This window comes from Gilliamella sp. Fer1-1 (genome assembly GCF_001690825.1).
In the GTDB taxonomy this organism is placed as follows: domain Bacteria; phylum Pseudomonadota; class Gammaproteobacteria; order Enterobacterales; family Orbaceae; genus Gilliamella; species Gilliamella apicola_C.
In genome coordinates, this window is record NZ_LZGX01000010.1 from 121,848 (window position 1) to 145,778 (window position 23,931).

Below are 23,931 nucleotides of genomic sequence, written 5' to 3' on the forward strand. Positions count from 1 at the left end.
AGATAAACCTATTTTACTCATTTTTAGTATCATTTTTGCAATTCTGGTGATCGCTAGTATATAATCTAAACAATAAGGAATTATTATATTATTTAGAGAGTTTATGCATTATCCAATCGGTATTGATTTAGGTACTACCAATAGTTTAATTTGTGTTTGGCAAAATGGTCAGCCGACACTTATTCCCAACTCAATAGGCGAAGTTGTTACACCTTCGGCAGTCAGCCTTGATGAAGATAATTCGATTTTAGTTGGTCACGCAGCTTTATCTCGTTTAACCACTCATCCTAGTCGTAGTGTGGCGGCATTTAAACGTTTTTTAGGATCAAATAAAGTTTTTGAATTAGGTGATCAAAAATTTACACCAACTGAGCTTTCAGCATTAGTTTTAAAATCACTAAAGGCTGATGCTGAGGCTTTTCTACAACAAGAAATTCATGATGTCGTCATATCTGTTCCAGCTTATTTTAATGACGAACAGCGTAAACAGACCCGCTTTGCTGCCGAACTTGCTGGACTAAATGCTGTGCGTTTAATTAATGAGCCAACAGCGGCCTCAATGGCGTATGGATTACATGAAGAACAGTCTGGTAACACTTTAGTTTTTGACTTAGGTGGCGGTACTTTTGATGTGACTGTACTAGAATATGCCATGCCGATAATTGAGGTACATGCATCAGCAGGTGATAATTACTTAGGTGGTGAAGATTTTACGGATGAAATTGTCAAAGCATGCTTAAGAGAATGGAAACTTAAACAACCAGATATCCCAGTTGATGATTATGCGCGTTTATTAGATTTAGCTGAACAACTAAAATGTAAGCTCAGTGGTGACCAAGTGCATAATTTGACCTGGTTATGGCAAGACAAACAATGGCAATTTTCATTAAACGAAGTAAAAGCTAAATCAATTTGGTTATCATTACTTAATCGATTACGAGCCCCAGTTGAACAAGCTTTAAGTGATGCTCGCTTAAAACCCAACGAACTCGAACATATTGTTTTAGTCGGTGGTTCATCACAATTGGGTGTAGTTCGAGAGCTAGTGACAAAATTATTTGCAAAACTACCTTATCGCCACATAAATCCGACAACAATCGTGGCACAAGGCGCCGCTGTTCAGGCGGCTTGTCGATTGCGAAATGCCGATGTTGAAGAAGTTATTTTAACTGATGTATGCCCTTATACACTAGGGATCGAAAGTTGTTCAAATAATGTCAGTGGGCTATTTTCCCCCATTATTGAACGTAATACCATTGTGCCAACTTCGAAAGTAAAAACATTTTACACAACTTACCCTCAACAAAAAGTGATATGTATTTCGGTTTATCAAGGTGAAAATCCACGCGTTGAAAACAATGTTTTAATTGATGAGTTTGAAGTGCCTCTAACGCCAATGGAAAAAACACAAGGGATTGATGTTCGCTTTAGTTATGATCTAAATGGCTTATTAGAAGTTGATGTGGTTTTACTTGAGACAGGCAAACAACATGGCAAAGTGATTGATCATAGTCCAATTGGATTAACAGACAAACAAAAACAAGACAGTCATGATCGCTTAAAAGCACTTAAAATTCACCCTCGCGACGAAATGCCGAATCGTACTTTATTAGCAAGGCTGGAACGTGCATGGGCACAATCATTGGGAAATGAACGGCTATTAATTGGATCATATATTGAAGCTTTTATGGAAGTACTAAATAGACAAAATTCTGAAGAAATTAACGAAATTCGTGGTGAAATTGAATCTAATCTACAAGATCTGAATCGATAACTAATAAAGATATTTAAAAATATTAGCAACCCCCTTTTATGATAAGTATAAAAGGGGTTTTTTATACGGCTTACTTTTTCTTGATAGCTTTTTCTACTGGCGGTCCAAAATGGTTAGTGTGTTTGATGCCAGAAACCCAAAATGGCGCAAAAAATAAGAGATAAGCCAATATTTCGCCCACAAAATCACAGAGAGGCTCACCTTTATTAATATCATTAAAACGTCGTTTCATAGCAAAAACGGTGTTGGTTACAACAACAAAATAACAAATCATAGAGAAAGTAGGACTATCCAATTCAAAATTATTGTTAAGTACGGTCATCAATCCTAACACTATGAAGCTACAACATAATTGTATAATAAAACCTTTTATATTAGTTCGTCCTTTCCAACGCCAAAACTGCCACCATCTATTTTTAGGTAATGGCTGTGATTCCAGTTTTTGTTGATTTTCACGATGTTTTGCTATAAGTAATGACGCACAAAGCCGTAAGACTAAATCATTGCCACAGCTGTTTTTAAACTTGTCTAACATTTCAAGTTCATCTTCATCGCATATACCGTAATAGTTAGATAAACGTTTAGCAAGTGTTCTTATTTCATCAACTTGTTTGGTATAACTGTATTTTTTTTTGATATCAGAAGATAGTGTAATCCAATTATTTTGCAGATCTTTGGCTATGTTTATTAACTCTTTATTATCACCAGTAATATCTTGTAATATCGTATCTAATTTATTTTTTTGCTCAGTTTTATTTAATATAATTATGTATAACAACATTAAATAAATTGGATTTCGATTCGCCAGTTTTTGTGTCCATATTTGCTCCAGTTTTTGCTCAATATCGTCAAAATCAATAAGGTGAGGCGCATCAATAAACCATTCAATTGAATTTGGATAATTAATTAAAACATTATTAATTAGCCCACTATCATTATTGATTAGGTTATACAGCTCGGTTTCATTTTGCCAGTTGCCATGCTTAAATATCGCTATTAATGGTTTAAATGGGTTATTTTCATCAATAATAAAAGTATTATTTTCTTGCCGAAGATATTTTGCAGTTTCTATTGGTTCATAAGAAATTGCAATTACTAATAAATAACAACGATACCATTGCCAATAAGCTTCTTTCTTATTAGCAATAACCGAAGGATCTGGAGATTTTGGTAGTTGATAATAATTATTAAATTTTAAAAACGTAACCCAGTCAAACATTTCCATATTTGGATAAGAAAAACTTTGATATAAATGTGATTTAGCAATATCAGGAATATCGCTGAATCTATCTAGCCATAAACGAGCATATACAGCTAGCTTACCATTCTCGTCGGGATCGAATTGAGGTGGAAGTTGAGCATTTTCATTATTATCAAATAACCATGTTTTAAATTCTTGCACGGGTGAAAGTTCTGCAAGCCATGCAAGATGTTGTCGTGCTTGGCGTTGTAAATGTTGTAAAATAAATTGTTCAAATGGATCATCGCTTTGATCGTCTAAAATTTCTTGTAATAATATTTCATTGCCGTGACGCAACATAATGGCATGTCGGTATAAACGATATAATCGATTATTGCCGTCATCCAGTAACAATATTGGTATGACTTGTTTGTAATTCCAGCTTATATCTAAAGCCCAATTAACAAAATCGATAATTTCTTTTGGATACTCATCAATATTCTCTAATGAGGCTAATCGTGATGTTGTAGTTACCGTTATTTGCGGAATAGTATACAAATAATTTTCTGTTTTATCGGCAGCGACACAATAACTATTATTTAGCGCCATAACTAATAATGGGAAGTGATTTTTTTCAAAATAAGCACACCAACCTGCTATCCAGCTTTCTGCTTTTTGTTGATAATGACCTGAATAATACAATTCTAACCAAGCCCGTAAGGCATTTTGTTTATCTTCAAGCAAAGTATATTGGATGGCAGCAATATATTTCCACTCGATAATAATATTTTCGTCTTGATCGCCTTCGGCAATGCATTTTAAAGCGTAATCCAAAATAGATTGATTTTTTAGGCTTGCAGCACTGTGCCAATGAGCAAATTCGAGCATAAATTTTTTATCATTAGGAAGGTAAATAACGGTATCTTGGCATAAAAATTCATAAACGTCTTCCGAACTACTTTCCCAAAATAACCATTTGGCATTATATATATAATCGATAGTTGCATTTTGTAGTGTTTTATTTGTTGCTGGTAAGCATGTGTAATCAAATAAATCACCACGATCAATGTGATTTAAATAATTATCATATTTTTCAAGTTCATCAGTGTATTGTGTCATGAGTTGCTGACGCCAGCGCAAATTATCGGCTAAAACTTTGACACATGATTCAGAGATATTTGTTGTTTCGTAACTTAATTCTAATAGTCGCCATTTTACCGAATCAATAACCTCCATTGGATAGTCATAGAATGAACCGATAAATTTTTGCCACTCATCAATGTTATAGCATCGCAGTGGATCTTCTAACAGGGCTTGATAAGCATCGTAAATTTCATTCGCTTTAATTTGTTCTTTTGTTAGTTGTGGCGTTGATTTTTCTGAATTCTGTGTAGTTTCATCAATAGCTGTTTCGGGCGATTTGGCATAATTCATTGCCAATTCATACGCTTTGCGCAGAGCTTTAAATCCATCGGGATCTGTTTCAGGATGATATAATGGTAACTTTACACGATATGCTTGACGAATAACCGTGGTATCTGTTGTTTTTTCGATGCCCAATAATTGCCAAAAATTTGTATTCATGACCAATCATACTCCGCTAATGATTCTGGTTTTTCTAGTTTGTCGATTTCAGTATACCAAGGTAGGCGATTACAAGGTGAATCCTTATCGCTAATTAATATTTTCATGGTATGTGTTTGTGATGCTCGGGTTAATTCACAACGTAATGCCTCCAGATCTTCTTTATTATTGAGCGTTTCCCAATATTGAAATCCAATCGCCCAACCAGCACAGTAATGGTGCCAAGATCTATAAAAATATTGAGAACGAGCGGCAATTCTTGAAAAAATCCATAGCGCTTCTTCTTCGCTAATATATTTATTGGTCGTGCCATTGCGTAGCAAATATCCCATACGGGCATAATCCCAACTACGAATGCCACCATAGCCACATACACAAAAAGTTTGTTCAACAAACGCCAGTAATACTTTTTGATAATCATCTTGTGCTTGGCAATAATCACGCCATTCTGATTCAGAAAATCGAGAGTACACTGAATAATATCGAGATAATATTGGTGCATGCCCATCATCAACCATATTAAACACACAGTTTAGTAATGCTTGGCGAGAGTCTATTCCCCAATCATCCTCCATATCAACAAATGTTCTGTCAGGAAAAAAAGATGGCGAAGTGTAACTTGCACCATGTCTCTTATTTAAAGCAACCATCGGTGCAGATAAACCATATAGCCAATCGACACAATCTTGATTCATATTTTTATTCCAATCATCTGATTTATTTTATTTATTATACAAAGATAGCAGATTTCACACTAAAATAACAATTGAAATTCAAACAGAAATTTATGATATAGTTTAATAAAATAGAAATACTGCTATAAGCTAGCATAAATCATAAAATTATTTGCAAATCAATATCTACAAGGCATAATACAAACAATCTATTAGAATTTGATTATTACAGAGCAATAAATCATAAGGAGCTATAATGAAAAAGATCGCCATAATGGCAATGTTAATCTCTTGCATATTAATATTGCAAGGCTGCGTTGCTGCTGTTATAGGAATTGGTGCAGGGGCTACGGCAAAAGTTGCCTCTGATCCTCGCACTACTGGTACCCAAGTTGATGATACAACGCTCAGTTCACGTATGGGGATAAAAATTAAAGACCATGGACCTTTGTTTATTGGCTCGCGTATTGCTTCGAGTGCTTATGGTGGTAATATCCTTTTAGTTGGACAAGCAAATAGTCAACAAGTTGAACAAGCAGAAAAGCTTGCTTATCAAGTTGACGGAGTAAAAAAAGTCTATAACCAAATTCGTATTGGTGAACCCGTTGGGGCAGTGACTATTACTAATGATTCTTGGATAACAACTCAAGTTAAATCTCGGTTAGTTTTAGATGCTAAAACAAAAGCTCGCAAAATTAAAGTGGTAACCGAAAATAGCGAAGTGTTTTTAATTGGAATGGTTACCCCAGAAGAAGGTAAAGCAGCAGCTGAAATTGCAAGTAAAGTCAGTGGTGTAAAAAAAGTCATCACACTTTACACTTATACTGAAAATTAACGGTAACGATAAAAGGCAGGGGGGCGCATTAGCCCCCTTTTTTACGCAACCGATTTTATGCGCTCAATTAACTTAGTAACGCCTTGCAAGCGTGATTGGCTTAGTTCATCGGCAATTTTTAGCTGACTTAACAGGGATGAAAAATCAATATCAACAATTTCTTGTGCTGTTTTGTTATTAGCAATAATGATTAAAATGGCCAATAAGCCTTTGACAATTCTTCCCTCACTATCACCTTGAAAAATATATTTATTATCTTGTTGTTTTTGATAAGTTAGCCATACACGGTTTTCGCATCCGTGGACTTGGTTCTGCTCAGTTTTTTCATTTTCAGGGAAATCAGGTAATTGCTTTGCTAGCATTACTAATTGTCGATAACGATCTTGCCAATTATGTTGTTGTGAAAATAATTCGGTTAAACTTTGCTGTGATAGCATAATATTGACCTATTTACGGTTAACTGCTTGTAAAAAAGTTTCAGGAAACTATACGTTTCAGTATAAAATCACACTAATATTTCAATTGCATTTTGCAACTCTGAAATAAATTTATCCACATCTTGCTGATTATTATATGGCATCAACGACAAACGAATAGCGCCATGGCAACCTAACTTATTCATCAACGGTTGAGCGCAAAGCTCACCTGTACGAATCGCAATATTTTGTTCACTCAATAAAATAGCAATATCATTATGATGAATATGATTGATATTAAACGTGATTATTGGGCTATGATCCTCGCTGTAAAATTGAATATCAGTAAACTTGTTGAGTTGTGATTTTGCATAATCAGCGAGTTGCTTAGTGTAGTGCTCTGCTTGATTGCTATCCCAACGTTCTAACCATTGAAGTATTGCATTAAAGCCAACAATACCCGCAATATTCGGCGTGCCAGCTTCAAATCTATAAGGCAGATCTTCTTGAATAAAACCATCAAACGACGTGTGTTTTAACATTTTACCGCCACCATGCCAAACCGACATTTGTTCAAATAATGCTCTTTTACCATACAAAACCCCAAGGCCTGTTGGACCATATAGCTTATGCGCCGAAAAAGCATAAAAATCGATATTAAGCGCTGTTACATCGACATTATGATGAACGATTCCTTGAGCTCCATCCACGACTAAAATTGCATTATGTTGGTGAACAATATCGCTAATTGCTTCTAAGTTAGGGCAAAAACCCGTTACATTCGACATTTGTGTTATTGCAACAATTCTTGTTTTAGCAGACATTAATAAAGATAACTCATTAACATCTGACGACCATTGAATGACTTTAGCCCCTGTTTGCTCTGCAACAATCAACCAAGGCAATAAATTGCTATGATGCTCTAACTCGCTCACAATAATTTCATCGCCAGATTGTAGTAATGGACGAGCGTAACTTTGCGCAATTAAATTAAATGATTCAGTCGCACCACGAGTCCAAATAATTTCATCACTACTTTGAGCGTGAATTAAATTGGCAACATTTTGCCTTGCTTTATCAATCGTTGCTGTGACTTGCAAGGCCGCATTATGCAAACTACGCTGAGCTGTTGCGGTATTTTCTGAATAATAGGCAAGTGTTGCATCAATCATTGCATGCGGTTTGAGTGCGGTTGCCGCCGAGTCAAGATACACACAATGCCTATTTAACGCGGGAAAATCAGCTCTAAATTGCTCAGGCGTAAAATATTTATTGGGCAAGTTCAAGTCCTGCAATCCCATTCCAATAACCATTACAATCTCGCTTGTATTCAATTTGCAACGGATTTAATCCGTCTTCGTTAGCTTTAAACTGTTTAACAATATCGAGCGTTTCAATACCTAAAGGCGAAATCCTAACAATATCAACTAATCCTTTCATTTCGTTAAGATTATTGCCTAAATTATAACAATAACCGCTTTGGGTTTGAATGCCATTTAGCACAAATACTTTTTGCTGTTCTTGCGAAAACACCTCACGACCAGCAGGATATTTAATACAACACGTTTCACACTTATCTTTAGGTTTATCTTCTGATCGTGCTGTAAAACAACGAGCCGAATACGCTAAAGGCAAATAACCATAGCTAAATACTTCGACTGCAAAATTTCGCTTGATATTCAACGCCTCAAACTGCTTAAGAACATTGCTTAACCAATCGCGTGAAAGCTCAACAGGCATACACCAACGTACCATACCTTGTTTTTGTAATAATTTTAACGTTAAAGCGTTATAACAGTTAATAGCAGGGCCTGCAACAAACGGTAATTTATGTTCTTGAGCAATATTTATAGCGGCTAAATCGTTTGCCTCAATTAAAAAATCGCCATTGTTCACTAATTGCCGTAAGTCTTTTAATTCTGATGGTGCTTCAAGTAAAGCCTGCGTTGAAAGTACCACTTGTTTTCCCGATTTAGCGATTTCTTTTGCTAGTTCCAGCCAGTTTGGCACTTTCATTTCTCGGCGTTTGTTGCAAACCGTTTCGCCCATATAAATAATATCGGCTTCGCTATCTTTGGCTGCGTGATAAAAAGCCTCGGTTTTGATTTTAGGCCAATAATAAAGCACTGGTCCTAATGCGTATTTCATAGTTTTGCTCACTATATTTATGTTAAATCTTATTCAAATGATTAAAGCCTGCATTATTGGCTTATTGTATAAGCAAAATCGAGAATAGACAGAAAGTCTATCCTTTTTGATTATCGACTGATCATGGGGTTATTGCCATTTACGGTGATAAGCACCTAAAGTTGTTTGTGTGCCTTCCGAAACAAAACCTAGCGTATCCAACCAGCTTTTATCTGCTTGGAATGATTGAGGATTAGCTAAGTAACGATCGATAGCTTGGCGCCATACTTTAGTGACTTGCTCAACATAGGCTTGGCTACGTTGACGACCTTCTATTTTGACTGAAGCAATATTCGCTGCGAACAATTCGGGTAATAGCTCAATGGTGTTTAAGCTAGTTGGCTCCTCAATAGGATGATAAAGCATATCACCAACAAAATAACGCCCTTTGCATAGTGTTGGGTAACCTGCATTTTCTCCTTTTTTATGACAATCAATTAGCACATTATTAAGCCGTGATTCAAGCCCTTTATCAGTCTCTTCCCAACGCACAAATTTAGCTGGCGAACAAGCGCCAACGGTATTAGGCGATTCACCCGTCAAATAAGATGATAAGTAACATCGACCTTCGGCCATAATACACAAACTACCAAAGGCAAACACTTCAAGCGCTACAGGTGAAACTTGAGATAACTGTTTAACTTGATGCATAGAAAGCACTCGAGGTAAAACGATACGATGAACCCCAAAATTATTATAGTAGAACTTGATCGATTCTTCATTGGTCGATGAGGCTTGCACCGAAACATGACGTTCAATATCAGGGTATTTTTCAGCGGCATAATCCAATATAGCTAAATCAGCAATAATTAAAGCATCAGCCCCAATATTTGCTGCAGTATCAACAGCGTGTTGCCAACGTTGAAAATTATCTGGATGGGCAAAAGTATTAATCGCAATATGTAGCTTTTTGCCACGTTTATGTACATAATCTGAAGCTTCTAACAACCGCTTTTCATTAAAATTTAAACCAGCAAAATGGCGGGCATTGGTATCATCTTTCAAACCAATATAAACGGCATCAGCACCATTATCGATTGCTACTTTAAGAGCGGGCAACGATCCAGCTGGACAAAGAAGTTCCATAATCAATCCTAACTTAAATTCAGTATTTTATACGCTAGGTATTATGCAATAATTCTGAGTGTAAAGCGAATAGAAAGCGGTTTCCCAACTAAAAAATAGCAAAAACCCGTTAATTGAGTATCTTGGTAGAGGTTCTTGCTTTACGGGAGTATGTTTTTTATCCTATTTAAAGTTAAACAGTTGTTTTCAATACATAAGATAACGATGTTTATAATTCTTTAGTTTATATTTTACATACTGCTATGATTATTATGTTTTTTTTGTGAAACCACCTTAATACCAAAATTTTAAGATGAGGTTATCAACCATTCAGTTTTTAATTGTAATTTTGCGAAAAGTTACTTAATAACAGCACAAACTTTTCTTTTTGTAAATTAAATACAATTTGAAGTTATATCATTTTTTCATGTTTGAATTCTCATTTCTATCATGGTGACACGATTAATTTTTAATTTTATTATTTTAGATTTAAAGAAGGCTACATAGCCATAGCCCAAATTGTATTTTTGATGAGAACGCAGAATAAAAAATAACAAAAAAAGATTAAAAAATATTTCTTATTTGATTTATTTTTGCGCTAAAAAACTTCCCAAAATATACCTACCAAATAAAAATAATTTATTTTTTATTAATATGTTATGCTATTTTGATAATCAAAATATTTGACAGACGTCATTTACAAAATATTTGTAACATGTGGAATTTTATTGTAATTTGTGGGATATTAGTATAATTTACTACCTCTAAAGATAATCTCTTTATATTATCAAATAAGCAATTAAATTATCTGTTTCATAAGGAATAATATATGTCAAATAGCTATCAAAACGAAGTACCACCTGCTCGCGTTAATATTCAACTAGATCTTCATACTGGTGGAGCCCAAAAGAAAATAGAATTACCATTAAAGATTTTGTCTATTGGGGATTATGGCCGCGGTAAAGATAAACGCCCTCTTTCGGAAAAAGAAAAAGTATCCATCAATAAAAATAATTTTGATGCTGTACTGAAAGAATTTAGGCCTACAGCTAAAATCAGTGTGCCAAATACCCTTGCTGATGATGGTAGCGATATTAGTGTAGATCTCGTTTTTGAATCGATGAATGACTTTAAACCTGAACAAGTTGCAAGAAATATTCCTCAACTCCGTTCTTTACTTGCTATGCGTAATTTATTAAGGGACTTGAAATCTAACTTACTAGACAACGCTACATTTCGTTATGAATTAGAGAAAATAGTAAAAGATGAACAGTTATCTGATGAGCTTCGTGCTGAATTAGAGGCAATTGTATCTGAAAACACAAAATAAGTATTTTTAACAAACTAAATTCAGTTAATTTCGAAATAAATTATATGGTTGTTGATAGACAATTAAGGAAAAAGCAATGAAAGAACAGAAAGAACAAAAAAGTGCAAGCCAAACAGTTTTAGAAGATAATGGGAGTGTTTACCAATCTTTATTTAGTAAGATCAATTTAAATCCGATTCAAAAAGCAGGCGAAATCGATAAATATGAAGACAATGATGCATTATTTGAGGCTTCACAAGATGAACGTGTTACGATGGCTGTTGATATTTTACTTAAATTGATTCAGGGCTCATCACAAAAAGTTGAAAAATTAGATAAACATTTATTAGACTATCACATTAGCCAAATCGACCAAAAGCTAAGCCGACAATTAGATGCAATTATGCATAATGAAACTTTCCAAGAAATTGAGGCAACATGGCGTGGTCTAAAATTTTTAGTAGATCGTACGGATTTCCGACGTAATGTAAAAATTGAATTATTAGATGCTTCAAAAGAAGAGCTTCGCCAAGATTTTGAAGATGCGCCAGAAATTATTCAAACTGGTTTTTATCGCCACACTTATATTCAAGAATATGACACTCCAGGTGGAGAGCCTATTGGCGTGACTATCTCAAATTATGAATTTGACCGTAACCCACAAGATATTGCTTTATTGCGTAATATCTCAAAAGTTGCAGCCGCAGCGCATATGCCATTTATTAGCTCTGTTGGCCCGAAATTCTTTGGTAAAGAAACCATGGAAGAAGTCGCAGCAATTAAAGATATTGCAAATTATTTTGATCGAGCTGAATATACGAAATGGAATAGTTTCCGCGAAACTGATGACTCACGTTATGTTGGATTAACCTTGCCAAGAGTGTTAGCTCGTTTACCTTATGGTCCAGATACGGTACCTGTTCGTAGTTTTAACTATATCGAAGATGTTAAAGGAATTGAGCATAACCGTTATTTATGGGCTAATGCCTCATATGCTTTTGCAGCTAACATGGTACAGAGTTTTATTCGTAATGGTTGGTGTGTACAAATTCGAGGTCCACAAGCAGGTGGGCTAGTTGAAGATTTACCTATTCATCTTTATGACTTAGGCACGGGTAATCAAGTTAAGATCCCAACCGAAGTTCTTATTCCAGAAACACGTGAATTTGAATTTGCTAATTTAGGTTTTATACCACTTTCTTTTTATAAAAATAGAGATTATGCTTGCTTTTTCTCTGCAAATTCAGCACAAAAACCAGCACTATATGATACAAAAGAAGCAACTGCAAACAGCCGTATAAACGCGCGCTTACCATATATTTTCTTATTATCACGCATTGCTCATTATTTAAAAGTAATTCAACGAGAAAATATTGGGACTACAAAAGATCGTCGAGTACTTGAACTTGAGCTAAATAAATGGGTTAGCAATCTTGTTACCGAAATGACCGATCCGAGTGATGAAGTTCAAGCATCGCACCCACTACGAGAAGCAAAAGTTATTGTTGAAGATATTGAAGATAACCCAGGATTTTTCCGTGTTAAGACATTTTTGATTCCTCACTTCCAGGTTGAAGGTATGGATATTAATTTATCAATGGTATCACAAATGCCAAAAGCTAAGGCTTAATATCAAAAAATCTGGATGGTAGTATTCATGAAAATTTTTCGTCCTTTATGGAACGAAGGCGTCTTTTTGACGCCTCAACAATTCCAACAACAAACATTATGGCAACAGTTTTCCTCTCAAAAGTTAGCTGCTATGACAGTAGCTAACCCATGGGGAATTGAAAAATTAGCTATTGATATACAAGCGCTGACGATAGATCGCTTACAGGCGGAGTCAATCAGTATTCGTTTTCGTGATGGTGTATTCATTGACACTGATACTGCCGATAAGTTACCAGAAGCCAGAATACTAAATACGGATATTCCACCTGAGCGTGAAGAGGTTACCGTATTTGTCGGTATACCATTGCTACAAGCAAATGGCGGTAACTGTTTACAAGATAATCAACATCTTGAAAGACCACTTCGTTATAGGCAAGAATGGGTTGAAGTAGCAGATCTATTCGGCCAGAATACTGAAACAATAGCGGTGGAACGTTATGCGTTAACCTTTTTATTTGATTTTGAAGATCATAGTGACTATTTGACATGTCCAATTGCACATCTTAAGCGTGATCTAAATGGTCGTTTTGTTCTTGATTTTGAATATCTCCCGCCACTTATTAATTTATTCACTCAAAGTGGAACATTAATAAAAGAGTTAGAGCTTTTATGTATACAAATACAGGCTAAACGTCAGCGTTTAATGGGCATGCGTCATGAGCGCAATGATCAGATGGCTGAATTTGCAATAGCTGATGTATCATTATTTTGGCTTTTAAATGCGCTAAATACTTTTGAGCCTCAACTAAAATTTTTACGTGACAATCCAACTATTCACCCAGAATATCTTTATCTGACATTAACAGGGCTAACTGGTGCACTATTAACATTTTCGTTGACAAATGATGTTGATGCCATCCCTACTTATCAGCATACTAACCTTAATGAAGTTTTTCCGCCACTATTTGGATTAGTACGTAATTTATTAGAAGAAAGCTTACCATCTCGCGTGATCAAAATAGATTTAGTTCACGACAAAGACACGTTATGGACTGGTCGCTTAAACGACTCTCGTCTTGTTGAAGATGCTGATTTTTATTTATCTGTACGATCAAGTATGCCTGGACATCAATTACAGTCGCAGTTCCCAATATTATGTAAAGCAGGTGCACCTGATGACGTAAGGCAAATCATACATTCAGCATTATCAGGTATTCCAATAAAAGCACTTAGTCATGTTCCGGCAGCTATACCTATGCGTTTAGAAAATCAATATTTTGCACTGGATCTATCTCATAGCGCAGCAAAAAACATGTTGCTCACAAGATGTTGTGAGTTTTATGTGCCAAGAGCGCTGCCTGATATTTCATTAGAACTTTTCGCGGTGTTGCGATCATAGGGGCAATAGTATGAGTATAGAACCACAAACAATAGCCATTGATGAATTATTACGAGATTCTATATTGGTTGTTGTCCAATTAAAAGCGAAAGCTGATATTCCATCAGGGCATAAATTATATGAGCTTTGTAAGCAGCAAGTAACAACTGTTCGAGAAACATTATATAACGCGCAATATAGCCAAGATGTAATTGATGACGTAAGTTATGCTTTATGCGCCATATTAGATGAAACAGTATTACTTTGCCATCGAGATAACCCTAAAAACCAAGACTATGATGAATGGTTAGGTGCACCATTACAGGTTGTCTTTTTTAATACACACAATGCAGGTTATGATTTATTTGAAAAGATACGTACACGTTTAAAGTCAGATAAAAAAGATTCATTGGTACTAAGTTGCTTTGACAGAGTCATTGGACTTGGCTTTCAAGGATGTTATCTAGATAAACCTCAAATGGAGAGAGAGCATTTAGTTCTAGCGCTACGTGAAGCAGTACGAGAATACGAGCCAGAACAATCTCATCCGATCATTGAACAAACCAAGACTTATCGTTATTTAGGGCGCAAAACTATGTTGTTATCCTGTACCGCATTATCTGTTATTTTGGCTATTGTTCTTTATTTTGCATTAGATTATCGACTTGATATGTTGATTAAAAAAATTGTAGGTTAAAGGGGAATTTATGAGCGATTACCCTAAAAGAATTCAAATTATTTATGCAGCCATATTAAGCTTGTTGCTGCTATTTGTTTTTTTACCAATAACAATTGGTTGGAAGATCATTGGTGCTCTTTTAGTCTTAGCCGCCTCAGGTGGATTACTATGGCGAATGCGACGCTATCGGCGAATGCTTGCATTATCAACAACAAATATTGAATTTTTAGCCCAAAAGCTTGATTTATTACCCGCAAGACAACGTTATCGCTTACCTATTTTATTGGTGGTAGGTAGTGCAGCAAAAGACTTCTTTCCAAAAGATTTATCTATAGCGGAATCAAATATTGTTGTCTCATCTGAAGCAGTTTGGATCTATATTGATGAATATTCTCATTTACCTATTGTCTATGACTCACTAATAGCAAAATGGCCTGATATGATAGGACGCGTTGGTGTATTTCTTGCATTAACTCCTGAACTTGAGGATAAACAAGGTTTCTTGATTGCTAAATTACAAGCGTTTCGCCAAGCTTGGGTAGACACATGTCGAATTGCAAAATATCAACTACCTGTTTACTTATCGACACATGTTGGACTAAACAGTTTAATTTATGATGAACAAAATCCATTACCTGTTTACTGGTACCAATTAGTCGATCATAAATTGTTCCTACTTGATCGCTATTTATCGCCACTAAATAATTGGGTCAATGATATTAAAACGCCTTCAAGTGAACGGGAAAGGAGATTGCGATTAAGACCATTCCTAAACGAAATACAATCTTGGATTGAAAATGTGGTATTAACCACATTAGCTGACACAAAACAGCCTATTGCAAAATGCAAACCAACAGCAATAGCTATTTATCCAGTAAATCAATCTGTTATAAATAATAATATTATGCAAAAACAATGGGAAAGCATTACTACTTTACCATTACCCAATAACCATAAAATTGAGGATAACGTCACCCCGCCTGATTCCTTAATTAAATTTATGCCAATATCTTCCCCATTTTCTCCTATTGGTTCGATGGTATGCGGTTTAATTACGATTACTTCTATATTTATTATTGGATGTTTAGGCGCATCGTTTTGGAACAACATTAAACTTTCCGATCAAATACAAAATGATATACGACATTATCATTTAATTTCGATGGATAGCTATGAAGAAAAGCGGCAAGCACTTGATCAACTTAAAAAAGACAGAGCGGTATTAAATCGATATTTAGCTCAAGGCGAACCAGTTCGTCTAGGAATGGGGCTATATCACGGACAACAATTACTTGAGCTATTAAATATCTCTATGAGTGATTATGTTGCAAAACCACCTGAACCAGAAAAAATTATTATCAAAGAAAAAGAAATTATCATGAAAGAACCACCTCCAGTGATTCGTTTAGATAGTTTAGCGTTATTTGAAAGTGGGCAGTCAAGTTTAAAATCAGATTCAACCAAAACACTAATTAATGCATTAGTGGAAATGAAAAAACAGATAAATGCTAACCCAGACACTGGGTGGCTTGTTTTAATTACAGGGCATACTGACTCGACGGGCGATGAAAATAAAAATATTCAATTATCATTTGAGCGCGCAACAGCAGTACGAAACTGGATTATAAAAACCAGTGATATCCCTGAGACCTGTTTTGCTATACAAGGGTATGGAGCAAAAAAACCGCTAGTAAGTAACGACACTTTAGAGGGTCGTGCAAAAAACCGGCGAGTAGAAATTGTCTTAGTTCCTCAAATGTCAAATTGTATTTTGACAAATGAACACTAAGAATGTTTAACAAAAACTAAAAAGGAGAGAAAACAATGGCAGTTCCAGCGTATATGTTTTTAAAAGATGACGGCGGTGCAGAAATTAAAGGTTCTGTAACTGTCGTAGGGCGTGAAGGTAGTGTGGAAGTGGTTGAGTTTGATCACAAAGTCTACATTCCAACAGATGGAAATACAGGTAAATTAACAGGGACTCGTGTTCATAAAGCACTTGAATTTGTTAAAGAAGTTGATGCTTCGTCGCCTTATCTTTACAAAGCCGTAACTACAGGCCAAAACTTAAAGTCTATTGAAATTAAATGGTACAAAATTAATGATGCTGGGCAAGAAGTTGAGTATTTCAATACATTAATGGATAACGTAAAAGTTGTTTCTATTAAACCTGAAATGCACAACATTAAAGATCCAACAAAGGAGCAATACAACCATTTAGAACGTATTGAATTACGTTACGAAAAAATCACATGGACTTATAAAGACGGCAACATTATTCACTCAGATAGCTGGGTAGAAAGTAGAGGCTAATGTGGTTTTTGTTGATTCTGTTGTAATGACAGAATCAACAATTTTTTATAAATAACAACATAACGAAAGGAATAGTAATGATTGCCGATCCTTCTGTTTTACTAAGGCGACTCAATCCGTATTGTGCAAGAGCACTTGAAGCGGCAGCAGAATTATGTCAAACAAGAGCACATCCAGAAATTACACTTGAACATTGGTTATTAAAATTACTAGAACAAGGATCAGGTGATATTTCATTTATTGTAAGACATTATCAATTAGATATGGACAAAATCTGGCAAGGATTATTGAATTATCTAGACATATTACCCCATACCATTAATACAAAACCAAGTTTATCGCCATCGTTGATTGCAATATTACAGTCATCATGGCTAAAGGCCTCGCTTGAGGATCAGGAAGAAGTCATCCGTTCAGTTCATATTTTACAAGCACTGCAAGAAATGTCTCACTGTTTAAAAGCACAAGAAGCATGGCAATTAATCAGTTTATCTGTTGTTTCATTGCAAAAAATGCGTGCTAAATTAGATGAAACGTCCGATGAAAATCCAGCAAATAAAAGTAGCTATTATTCAGATAATAAGTACTTAGATGATAATATCGACAACACAAAAAAATCAACCGTCAACACTCAGGATGTTTCTCAAACGAACGATAATAATCTACATCAAACTACACAACAAAAACATCATCAAGTTGCACTTAGCCGATTTACCGAAGATATTACCGAAAAAGCAAAAACAGGGAAAATTGATCCAGTTTTTGGACGTGACAATGAAATAAGACAGATGATAGATATTTTATCCCGCCGTCGCAAAAATAACCCTATCTTAGTTGGTGAACCTGGCGTAGGTAAAACAGCATTAGTTGAAGGACTTGCATTACGTATTGTAGAGGGCAATGTTCCAAAAAATCTTGAAAAAGTCAACATATTGACGCTTGATCTTGGCTTACTCCAAGCTGGTGCAGGCGTAAAAGGAGAGTTTGAACAAAGGCTAAAAAATGTAATAGATGCAGTTCAACAATCGCCTACTCCAATATTACTGTTTATTGATGAGGCTCACACCATTATTGGTGCTGGTAATTCAGTTGGTGGGGCAGACGCTGCAAATTTATTAAAACCCGCTTTAGCGAGAGGTGAGTTACGAACGATTGCAGCTACAACATGGTCTGAATACAAACAATATTTTGAAAAAGATGCAGCGTTAGAGCGTCGTTTTCAAATCGTTAAAGTTGATGAGCCTGATGATGAAAAAGCTTGCCTTATGTTACGAGGCTTAAAATCACGGTATGCAAAACACCATGGCGTACATATATTGGACGAAGCTGTCAAAACAGCCGTTTCATTGTCTCGGCGTTACATCAGCGGCCGTCAACTACCTGATAAAGCAGTGGATCTACTGGATACTGCATCAGCTCGCGTACGCATGGGACTTGATACTATTCCTGAATCAATCACTTTGCTTGAATCCAAAATTGCATCATTGACAATAGAAAAGCAGGCCATAGAGGCAGATTTAGCGCTTGGAGAAAACGTATTATCCACAGAGCGCATAGCTGAAATCGATTTACAACTCAGCAAATTACAAAAAAAATTAACTACTCAACAAGCACAATTTAAAAAAGAAAAAAATCTGGTTGAAACATTAATTGGTTTACGAGAAAAGCTAACGCCACAACAAGACGAAAAAATTCAAAAACAGCTTATTGAAACACAGCAAAAATTAAGTGAACTACAAAAAAATGCACCTTTATTATCGCTCGATGTTGATAGTCGAATGGTTTCTTCTGTGATTGCAGATTGGACTGGTGTTCCATTAGAAAGCTTATTAAAAGATGAGCAAAGCCATTTACTTATGCTAGAAGAAGATCTACATCAACGTGTTGTCGGGCAAGATAATGCTCTATTTGAAATTGCCAAAAGAATTCGTGCAGCAAAAACAGGGCTGACATCAGAAGATGCCCCGATGGGTGTATTTTTACTAGTTGGACCTTCTGGCGTTGGTAAAACCGAAACAGCATTAGCACTTGCTGATACTCTGTTTGGTGGTGAGCAATCGCTGATTACTATTAATATGTCTGAGTATCAAGAATCACATACTGTATCACAATTAAAAGGCTCACCGCCAGGGTATGTAGGTTATGGTCAAGGAGGAATCTTAACTGAAGCAGTTCGTAAACGCCCATATAGCGTTGTATTATTAGATGAGGTCGAAAAAGCACATAGGGATGTACTAAACCTATTTTATCAAGTGTTTGATCGAGGCTTTATGCGAGATGGTGAAGGTCGTGAAATTGATTTTCGTAATACTTTAATATTAATGACCTCTAACTTAGGTAGTGATGAATTAATGGCTCTTTTTGACCAAATGCCAGATGCCGATATTGCGACACAACAAGAATTATTACGCCCAATTATACGGGAGCACTTCCAACCTGCGTTACTTGCGCGATTCCAAACAGTTATTTATACCCCATTGGCTAATGCTGCATTGCGTAAAATTGTTGAAATAAAACTCAATAAAGTTGCATCTCGATTGCAAAAACATTACAAAGTTGACTTTAATGTTGGAGAAAAACTCTATGATACCTTGGTTTCTGCATGTTTATTGCCAGATACTGGCGCACGTAATATTGACAGTATCTTAAATCAACAAATATTACCAGTGGTATCTAACCTCTTATTGCAAAGCGCTAATAGTGATAACAATCCATCCCGCATGTTACAACTCGATTTTGATGAAAAAGAAGGCATTGTACTTCAATGGATAACAAAAGGAAGCAAAGTAAGAACTGCAAAACCTAAAAAAACAACAGTAACATCTAAGCCAATTGAAAAGGGAAAAATAGCAGAAAAAACTAGTAAAAAAAACCAAAAAAGCAAGGCAAATAAGGAGTAGAAAAAGGAAGAGGTAAAAGATAAAACAAATAATGAAAACTAATTTATAAAGAATAATAGGATTGAATATAAAGGAGAACACTACCATGTCGAACGAACTTAATCGCCTTTTGGATCAACTTGGTGGCGAGTTTAGCCATTTAATGGCCGGTTTAGGGGACGTTAGTCACAACCGCTATACCTTAACCGTTGATGGGCTGACCGCACCAATTTCAGTTTTGCATGTTGATGGTGATGAGCAGTTAAATCAACCTTGGCGTTATGTGGTTACCTTTACCTGTCCTGACAAAACCTTATCGCCCGATGCGTTCCTTAATCAAAAATCGACTTTCTCCTTTAATCCTGTTATTAACAAGCCATTAACTTCCGCTATTCGTTCGTTAAGCGACTTGCCCGCCGTGACGAATAAACGCACCTTGCATGGGGTCATCACTGAATTTAGCCAGCTATCAGTCAATAAAGATGAAGCTCATTACCAAGTCGTGTTATCTTCGTGCTTAGCACGGTTGGCCGTGGGGAAAAATAGTGCCCTATTTCAAAATCAAAGCGTGGTCAGTGTGGTTGAAGAAGTACTACGCAGTCACGGTTTTACCGGCATTGACTACCGGTTAGCGCTCAAAGACAGTTATCCTGAACGGGAATTTATCACCCAGTGGCAAGAAAGTGACCTGGAATTTATTCAACGCTTATTGGCCGATGTCGGTATCTGGTTTCGTTTTGAAACCCACGCCGAGCATGACTGTGATGTGATGGTGTTAAGTGATTATGAACAAGGCTATGTACAGGTGGCCAATATCGACTATAAACCGCCGAGTGGCATGGCCGATACGGGCATAGAAAGTGTTTGGGATATCACCTTACATAGCGAAGTGGTACCCGCCTCAGTGACCGTTCAAGACTATAACTACCGTAATGCCAAAGCCGATTTACTCACCGACATCAACACCCAACCGAAAACCACCACCACGCAAGGCACTGATTACCGTTACGAAGAGCATTATAAAAGCGGGCAAGGTCAGCAGAGCAAGCCAAATGATAAAGCCGTTAACTCCAACCAACCACAAACCGCTAACCCGTCACCGCAAGATGACGGTATTGAACAAGATAACGCCATTGAAAGCGGTCAATGGTATGCCAAAATCCGCCATGAACAGGCGATTAGCCAGCAAATAATCCTCACGGGTAAAAGCAACCGCTATCAATTAGCCCCAGGGCAACTTATTAACATCACGGGCAGTCCGTTAAAATCGATTGAAGAAGGGGTGATTATTTTAAGTGTGCAAGGACAAGGTAACCGTACTGATGCCTATGCACTCACCTTTACCGCCATTCCCTATCAAGCCTTAAAACCGTATCGCCCAGCACCTATACGCTGGCCACAAGTCAGTGGCACCTTACCTGCACGGGTCACTAGCCCTGATAATGACACCTATGGCTATATTGACACTCACGGGCGCTACCGAGTTAAATTCAACTTTGACTTAAAAGCGTGGAAAAAGGGCAATGAAAGCCTATGGGTACGCTTAGCCAAACCTTATTCGGGTAACACCTATGGTTTTCACTTCCCATTAATTGACGGCACGGAAGTGGCGATTGCCTTTATGAATGGTAATCCAGATAGGCCGTATATCGCCCATGCCATGCACGACAGCGCCCACCCAGACCATGTGACCACCATTAACAAACACCGCAATGTCATCCGCACCCCCGCCAACAACAAACTGCGCATGGATGATAAACGCGGGCAAGAGCATATCAAACTCGCCACCGAATACGGTAAAACCCAGTTAAACATCGGTCACCTCGTCAATCAAAACAAACAAGAGCGTGGTGAAGGGTTTGAACTTAGAACCGATGAATGGGGCGCGATTGCTGCCAACAAAGGCTTATACTTAACCACCCAAACCGAGCCTAAAGCCCAAGGCAAACAACTGGATATGCAAGCGGCCATTACGCAACTTGAAAACGCCTTATCAATTGCCAAAGCCCTACAAAATGCCGCTACCCAGTCCGATGCACACAGCGCGGATACCGACAGTCAAGACCAGCTTAAAGCCAACTTAAGTGAGCTAACCCAAAGTGGCCTACTGGCCTATGCACAAGAAGGCATTGCCTTAACCAGCCCTGAAAACATCCAACTGACAACAGGCAATAGCTTAACCCTAACCAGTGAAAACCAAACCGATATCAACGCATTAAAAAACATCACCGTATCATCTGGCGACGCAATAGGGCTATTTGCCCATAAATCAGGCATGAAGCTATTTGCTAACCAAGGCGATATTGAGGTACAAGCCCAAAATGCCAACCTCAATATGGCAGCCAAGCAAGATATCAAAGTGGATAGCGTTGACGGCAAAGTGACTATCACCGCCAGCGATGAAATCAAGCTTATCTGTGGTGGTTCGTACATCAAAATCAGCAGTGCAGGCATTGAACTGGGCACGCAAGATAATGTGTATCTTAAATGTAATGTGATGCAAAAGATGGGGCCAGCAAGTAATCATTTATCCGCAAAACTGAATAATAATAATCGAGAGCTCGAAGTCTTATTAAAAAAACAGGTATCGTTTAACTCAAAAGGCTTTTCGGCATAAGGAATAAGGCAATCAACATGACCATAAAAAAAATCGACAATTTCAACTTTCCCGTTGGTGAAGAGCAACTTAGTCAAGATGCGTATTATAAAGCATTATCAGAAGCGAGTAGTGGCTTCTACCCATTTGGTGAAAATGGCATATGGCATGGGGGCATTCATATTGATAAAGGCGTACTAAAAAAGCTGGATAATGATAATGTAGTGCGTTGTATGGCCCATGGTGAAGTGATTGCTTACCGAGTCGATAATATTTATCCTAAAATAGTGTATCAGGACAATGAACAGTTAGACGAAGCTTACCAAGACTGCCAAAAAGTGGCTTATTTTTCAACGGGCTTTACCTTAGTCAGACACCAGTTACAAATGCCTAAAGTCGCAAAAGCAACCGACACGCCACCCTCAATAACCTTATACAGTTTATATATGCATCAACTCGATTGGTATGGTTATCAGCAAAAAGAACAAGAAAGCGATAGTCAGGTTACTTATCCCCATTATTGGCAAGCGAAAGCCGGAGAAGTGGATGAGAAAAACGCAGACACCATTGCTGGCAGCGTGATACGCGAAAATGGAAAAAACACAAAGGTTGTGGGGTTATTGCTTAAAGGCAGTAAAGTTCGTTTAGGTGAACAAAAAAGCGGTATGTCTGGTTGGTATAAAATTGTGTCGATAACCGCAGGGGCGGTGGTAACACCAGACGGCTTTCAACATGAATTGAGCAATATTACGGGTTATGTTTGGCATAAAGATATTGGCACAACAGCAAATGATAGACCGACAGGAAAAACCGCAGAAACCAATAAGGATTATGAAATCTGTCGAGAAGATAATAAAAAGGTGGGCAAACCAGAAGTAGAAATCAAAGGGATTGCTATCTATGGCACTGCGAATGACAGCCAAAAGTTAACTTATTTGCCAAAAACGGCGACTTTTGAATTTGATGGGCAAGAAAATGGTTATGCTAAAATCTGTAAAATTGGTAATTGTACTGTTCCGGCAGTTTTGGTTGTTGAAAATGGTGGGGATGAAGCGCCACATAAGGGGTATGTCAAATTAACCTCACTGATAGTGACCCAACTTAAACCTGAAAAATTAGATAAAGTGGTGGTATTAAAAGCGCCTGTGCCAATCGATAAAGGCGACTTTATAGGTTACATCGGCCATAATGTCAGCCAATCCGAACGTTTTGACGAGCCTAAAGTTGCCCCATTATCTACGATGAAACGTGCATTAGACAAGCAATTACCGCCAATGGCACACATTGAATTATTGACTTGTGATGATTTGCCCGCGTTTATCACTAAAACCCGCTCCTTAGCGGACAAGCTTCCAGAAAGTGAAAAGACAATCATATTAGTTGAAAAAGAGGCCAGATTAATTCAGCCCTCAGCAGATAGCTATTTAAACAGTGGCATAGGGATTCATTTT

The 23,931-nt window shown here is 36.9% G+C and carries 16 protein-coding genes and 1 pseudogene; 11 read left to right on the forward strand and 6 right to left on the reverse strand.

All coding sequences use genetic code 11. The features are described 5' to 3' along the window. The first annotated feature begins 103 nt into the window (after positions 1 to 103). A complete protein-coding gene (locus A9G28_RS01105; protein ID WP_065579514.1) occupies positions 104 to 1,774 on the forward strand; it encodes a molecular chaperone HscC in 1,671 nt (556 codons plus the stop codon). Between the two features lie 70 nt (positions 1,775 to 1,844). Here A9G28_RS01105 and A9G28_RS01110 read toward each other — a convergent pair whose 3' ends face one another. Together A9G28_RS01110 and A9G28_RS01115 are read right to left on the reverse strand one after the other, a co-directional pair. Continuing rightward, complete coding sequence (locus tag A9G28_RS01110) at positions 1,845 to 4,538, reverse strand: J domain-containing protein (protein WP_065579515.1); 2,694 nt, start codon at positions 4,536 to 4,538, stop codon at positions 1,845 to 1,847. Then, a complete protein-coding gene (locus tag A9G28_RS01115) occupies positions 4,535 to 5,233 on the reverse strand; it encodes a DUF1266 domain-containing protein (RefSeq protein ID WP_065579516.1) in 699 nt (232 codons plus the stop codon). Before A9G28_RS01115 ends, A9G28_RS01110 begins: the two co-directional genes overlap by 4 nt. A 235-nt stretch (positions 5,234 to 5,468) precedes the next feature. Here A9G28_RS01115 and dolP point away from each other — a divergent pair, with 235 nt between their 5' ends. Then, positions 5,469 to 6,047 (forward strand): division/outer membrane stress-associated lipid-binding lipoprotein, encoded by a 579-nt coding sequence (gene dolP, locus A9G28_RS01120; RefSeq protein WP_065579517.1) that lies wholly within the window; start codon positions 5,469 to 5,471, stop codon positions 6,045 to 6,047. A gap of 41 nt (positions 6,048 to 6,088) precedes the next feature. On the opposite strand, the gene csdE is transcribed toward dolP, so the two are convergent. From csdE to ubiU, 4 genes are all read right to left on the reverse strand, one after another. Continuing rightward, positions 6,089 to 6,484, reverse strand: a complete 396-nt coding sequence (gene csdE, locus A9G28_RS01125; protein ID WP_065579518.1) for a cysteine desulfurase sulfur acceptor subunit CsdE — start codon at positions 6,482 to 6,484, stop codon at positions 6,089 to 6,091. Positions 6,485 to 6,552: 68 nt separating this feature from the next. After that, positions 6,553 to 7,764 (reverse strand): cysteine desulfurase CsdA, encoded by a 1,212-nt coding sequence (csdA, locus tag A9G28_RS01130; protein WP_065579519.1) that lies wholly within the window; start codon positions 7,762 to 7,764, stop codon positions 6,553 to 6,555. Beyond that, positions 7,733 to 8,611 (reverse strand): U32 family peptidase, encoded by an 879-nt coding sequence (locus A9G28_RS01135; protein WP_065579520.1) that lies wholly within the window; start codon positions 8,609 to 8,611, stop codon positions 7,733 to 7,735. The genes csdA and A9G28_RS01135 overlap by 32 nt, the downstream gene beginning before the upstream one ends. Before the next feature lie 129 nt (positions 8,612 to 8,740). Then, positions 8,741 to 9,736, reverse strand: coding sequence for a ubiquinone anaerobic biosynthesis protein UbiU (gene ubiU / locus A9G28_RS01140; protein WP_065579521.1), 996 nt, complete (start codon positions 9,734 to 9,736; stop codon positions 8,741 to 8,743). Between the two features lie 808 nt (positions 9,737 to 10,544). Here ubiU and tssB point away from each other — a divergent pair. The 9 genes and pseudogenes from tssB to A9G28_RS01185 form a co-directional block, all read left to right on the forward strand. Further along, a complete protein-coding gene (gene tssB, locus A9G28_RS01145; protein ID WP_065566607.1) occupies positions 10,545 to 11,045 on the forward strand; it encodes a type VI secretion system contractile sheath small subunit in 501 nt (166 codons plus the stop codon). A 76-nt stretch (positions 11,046 to 11,121) separates the two neighbouring features. After that, positions 11,122 to 12,654 (forward strand): type VI secretion system contractile sheath large subunit, encoded by a 1,533-nt coding sequence (gene tssC / locus A9G28_RS01150; RefSeq protein WP_065566606.1) that lies wholly within the window; start codon positions 11,122 to 11,124, stop codon positions 12,652 to 12,654. Between the two features lie 27 nt (positions 12,655 to 12,681). Continuing rightward, positions 12,682 to 14,034, forward strand: a complete 1,353-nt coding sequence (gene tssK / locus A9G28_RS01155; protein ID WP_065566605.1) for a type VI secretion system baseplate subunit TssK — start codon at positions 12,682 to 12,684, stop codon at positions 14,032 to 14,034. A gap of 10 nt (positions 14,035 to 14,044) precedes the next feature. Then, positions 14,045 to 14,710, forward strand: a complete 666-nt coding sequence (gene tssL / locus A9G28_RS01160; protein ID WP_065579522.1) for a type VI secretion system protein TssL, short form — start codon at positions 14,045 to 14,047, stop codon at positions 14,708 to 14,710. A gap of 10 nt (positions 14,711 to 14,720) precedes the next feature. Further along, a complete protein-coding gene (locus tag A9G28_RS01165; protein WP_065579523.1) occupies positions 14,721 to 16,481 on the forward strand; it encodes an OmpA family protein in 1,761 nt (586 codons plus the stop codon). A 35-nt stretch (positions 16,482 to 16,516) separates the two neighbouring features. Next, a complete protein-coding gene (locus A9G28_RS01170) occupies positions 16,517 to 17,005 on the forward strand; it encodes an Hcp family type VI secretion system effector (RefSeq protein WP_065566602.1) in 489 nt (162 codons plus the stop codon). Between the two features lie 77 nt (positions 17,006 to 17,082). Continuing rightward, entirely contained in the window at positions 17,083 to 19,905 is a 2,823-nt protein-coding gene (gene tssH, locus A9G28_RS01175; protein ID WP_065579524.1) for a type VI secretion system ATPase TssH, read from the forward strand. An 85-nt stretch (positions 19,906 to 19,990) separates the two neighbouring features. Beyond that, complete coding sequence (locus A9G28_RS01180; RefSeq protein ID WP_065579525.1) at positions 19,991 to 22,501, forward strand: type VI secretion system Vgr family protein; 2,511 nt, start codon at positions 19,991 to 19,993, stop codon at positions 22,499 to 22,501. 17 nt (positions 22,502 to 22,518) lie between these two features. Continuing rightward, a pseudogene (locus tag A9G28_RS01185) lies at positions 22,519 to 23,931 on the forward strand (hypothetical protein); the annotation flags it as partial.

What these genes read in the sequence shown, in the direction of transcription:
- A9G28_RS01105 (WP_065579514.1), top strand. Translation starts at nt 104, where the DNA reads ATGCATTATCCAATCGGTATTGATTTAGGTACTACCAATAGTTTAATT.
- tssB (WP_065566607.1), top strand. Translation starts at nt 10,545, where the DNA reads ATGTCAAATAGCTATCAAAACGAAGTACCACCTGCTCGCGTTAATATT.
- dolP (WP_065579517.1), top strand. Translation starts at nt 5,469, where the DNA reads ATGAAAAAGATCGCCATAATGGCAATGTTAATCTCTTGCATATTAATA.
- tssC (WP_065566606.1), top strand. Translation starts at nt 11,122, where the DNA reads ATGAAAGAACAGAAAGAACAAAAAAGTGCAAGCCAAACAGTTTTAGAA.
- A9G28_RS01135 (WP_065579520.1), bottom strand. Translation starts at nt 8,611, where the DNA reads ATGAAATACGCATTAGGACCAGTGCTTTATTATTGGCCTAAAATCAAA.
- tssK (WP_065566605.1), top strand. Translation starts at nt 12,682, where the DNA reads ATGAAAATTTTTCGTCCTTTATGGAACGAAGGCGTCTTTTTGACGCCT.
- csdE (WP_065579518.1), bottom strand. Translation starts at nt 6,484, where the DNA reads ATGCTATCACAGCAAAGTTTAACCGAATTATTTTCACAACAACATAAT.
- csdA (WP_065579519.1), bottom strand. Translation starts at nt 7,764, where the DNA reads ATGGGATTGCAGGACTTGAACTTGCCCAATAAATATTTTACGCCTGAG.
- A9G28_RS01180 (WP_065579525.1), top strand. Translation starts at nt 19,991, where the DNA reads ATGTCGAACGAACTTAATCGCCTTTTGGATCAACTTGGTGGCGAGTTT.
- A9G28_RS01165 (WP_065579523.1), top strand. Translation starts at nt 14,721, where the DNA reads ATGAGCGATTACCCTAAAAGAATTCAAATTATTTATGCAGCCATATTA.
- tssL (WP_065579522.1), top strand. Translation starts at nt 14,045, where the DNA reads ATGAGTATAGAACCACAAACAATAGCCATTGATGAATTATTACGAGAT.
- tssH (WP_065579524.1), top strand. Translation starts at nt 17,083, where the DNA reads ATGATTGCCGATCCTTCTGTTTTACTAAGGCGACTCAATCCGTATTGT.
- ubiU (WP_065579521.1), bottom strand. Translation starts at nt 9,736, where the DNA reads ATGGAACTTCTTTGTCCAGCTGGATCGTTGCCCGCTCTTAAAGTAGCA.
- A9G28_RS01110 (WP_065579515.1), bottom strand. Translation starts at nt 4,538, where the DNA reads ATGAATACAAATTTTTGGCAATTATTGGGCATCGAAAAAACAACAGAT.
- A9G28_RS01170 (WP_065566602.1), top strand. Translation starts at nt 16,517, where the DNA reads ATGGCAGTTCCAGCGTATATGTTTTTAAAAGATGACGGCGGTGCAGAA.
- A9G28_RS01115 (WP_065579516.1), bottom strand. Translation starts at nt 5,233, where the DNA reads ATGAATCAAGATTGTGTCGATTGGCTATATGGTTTATCTGCACCGATG.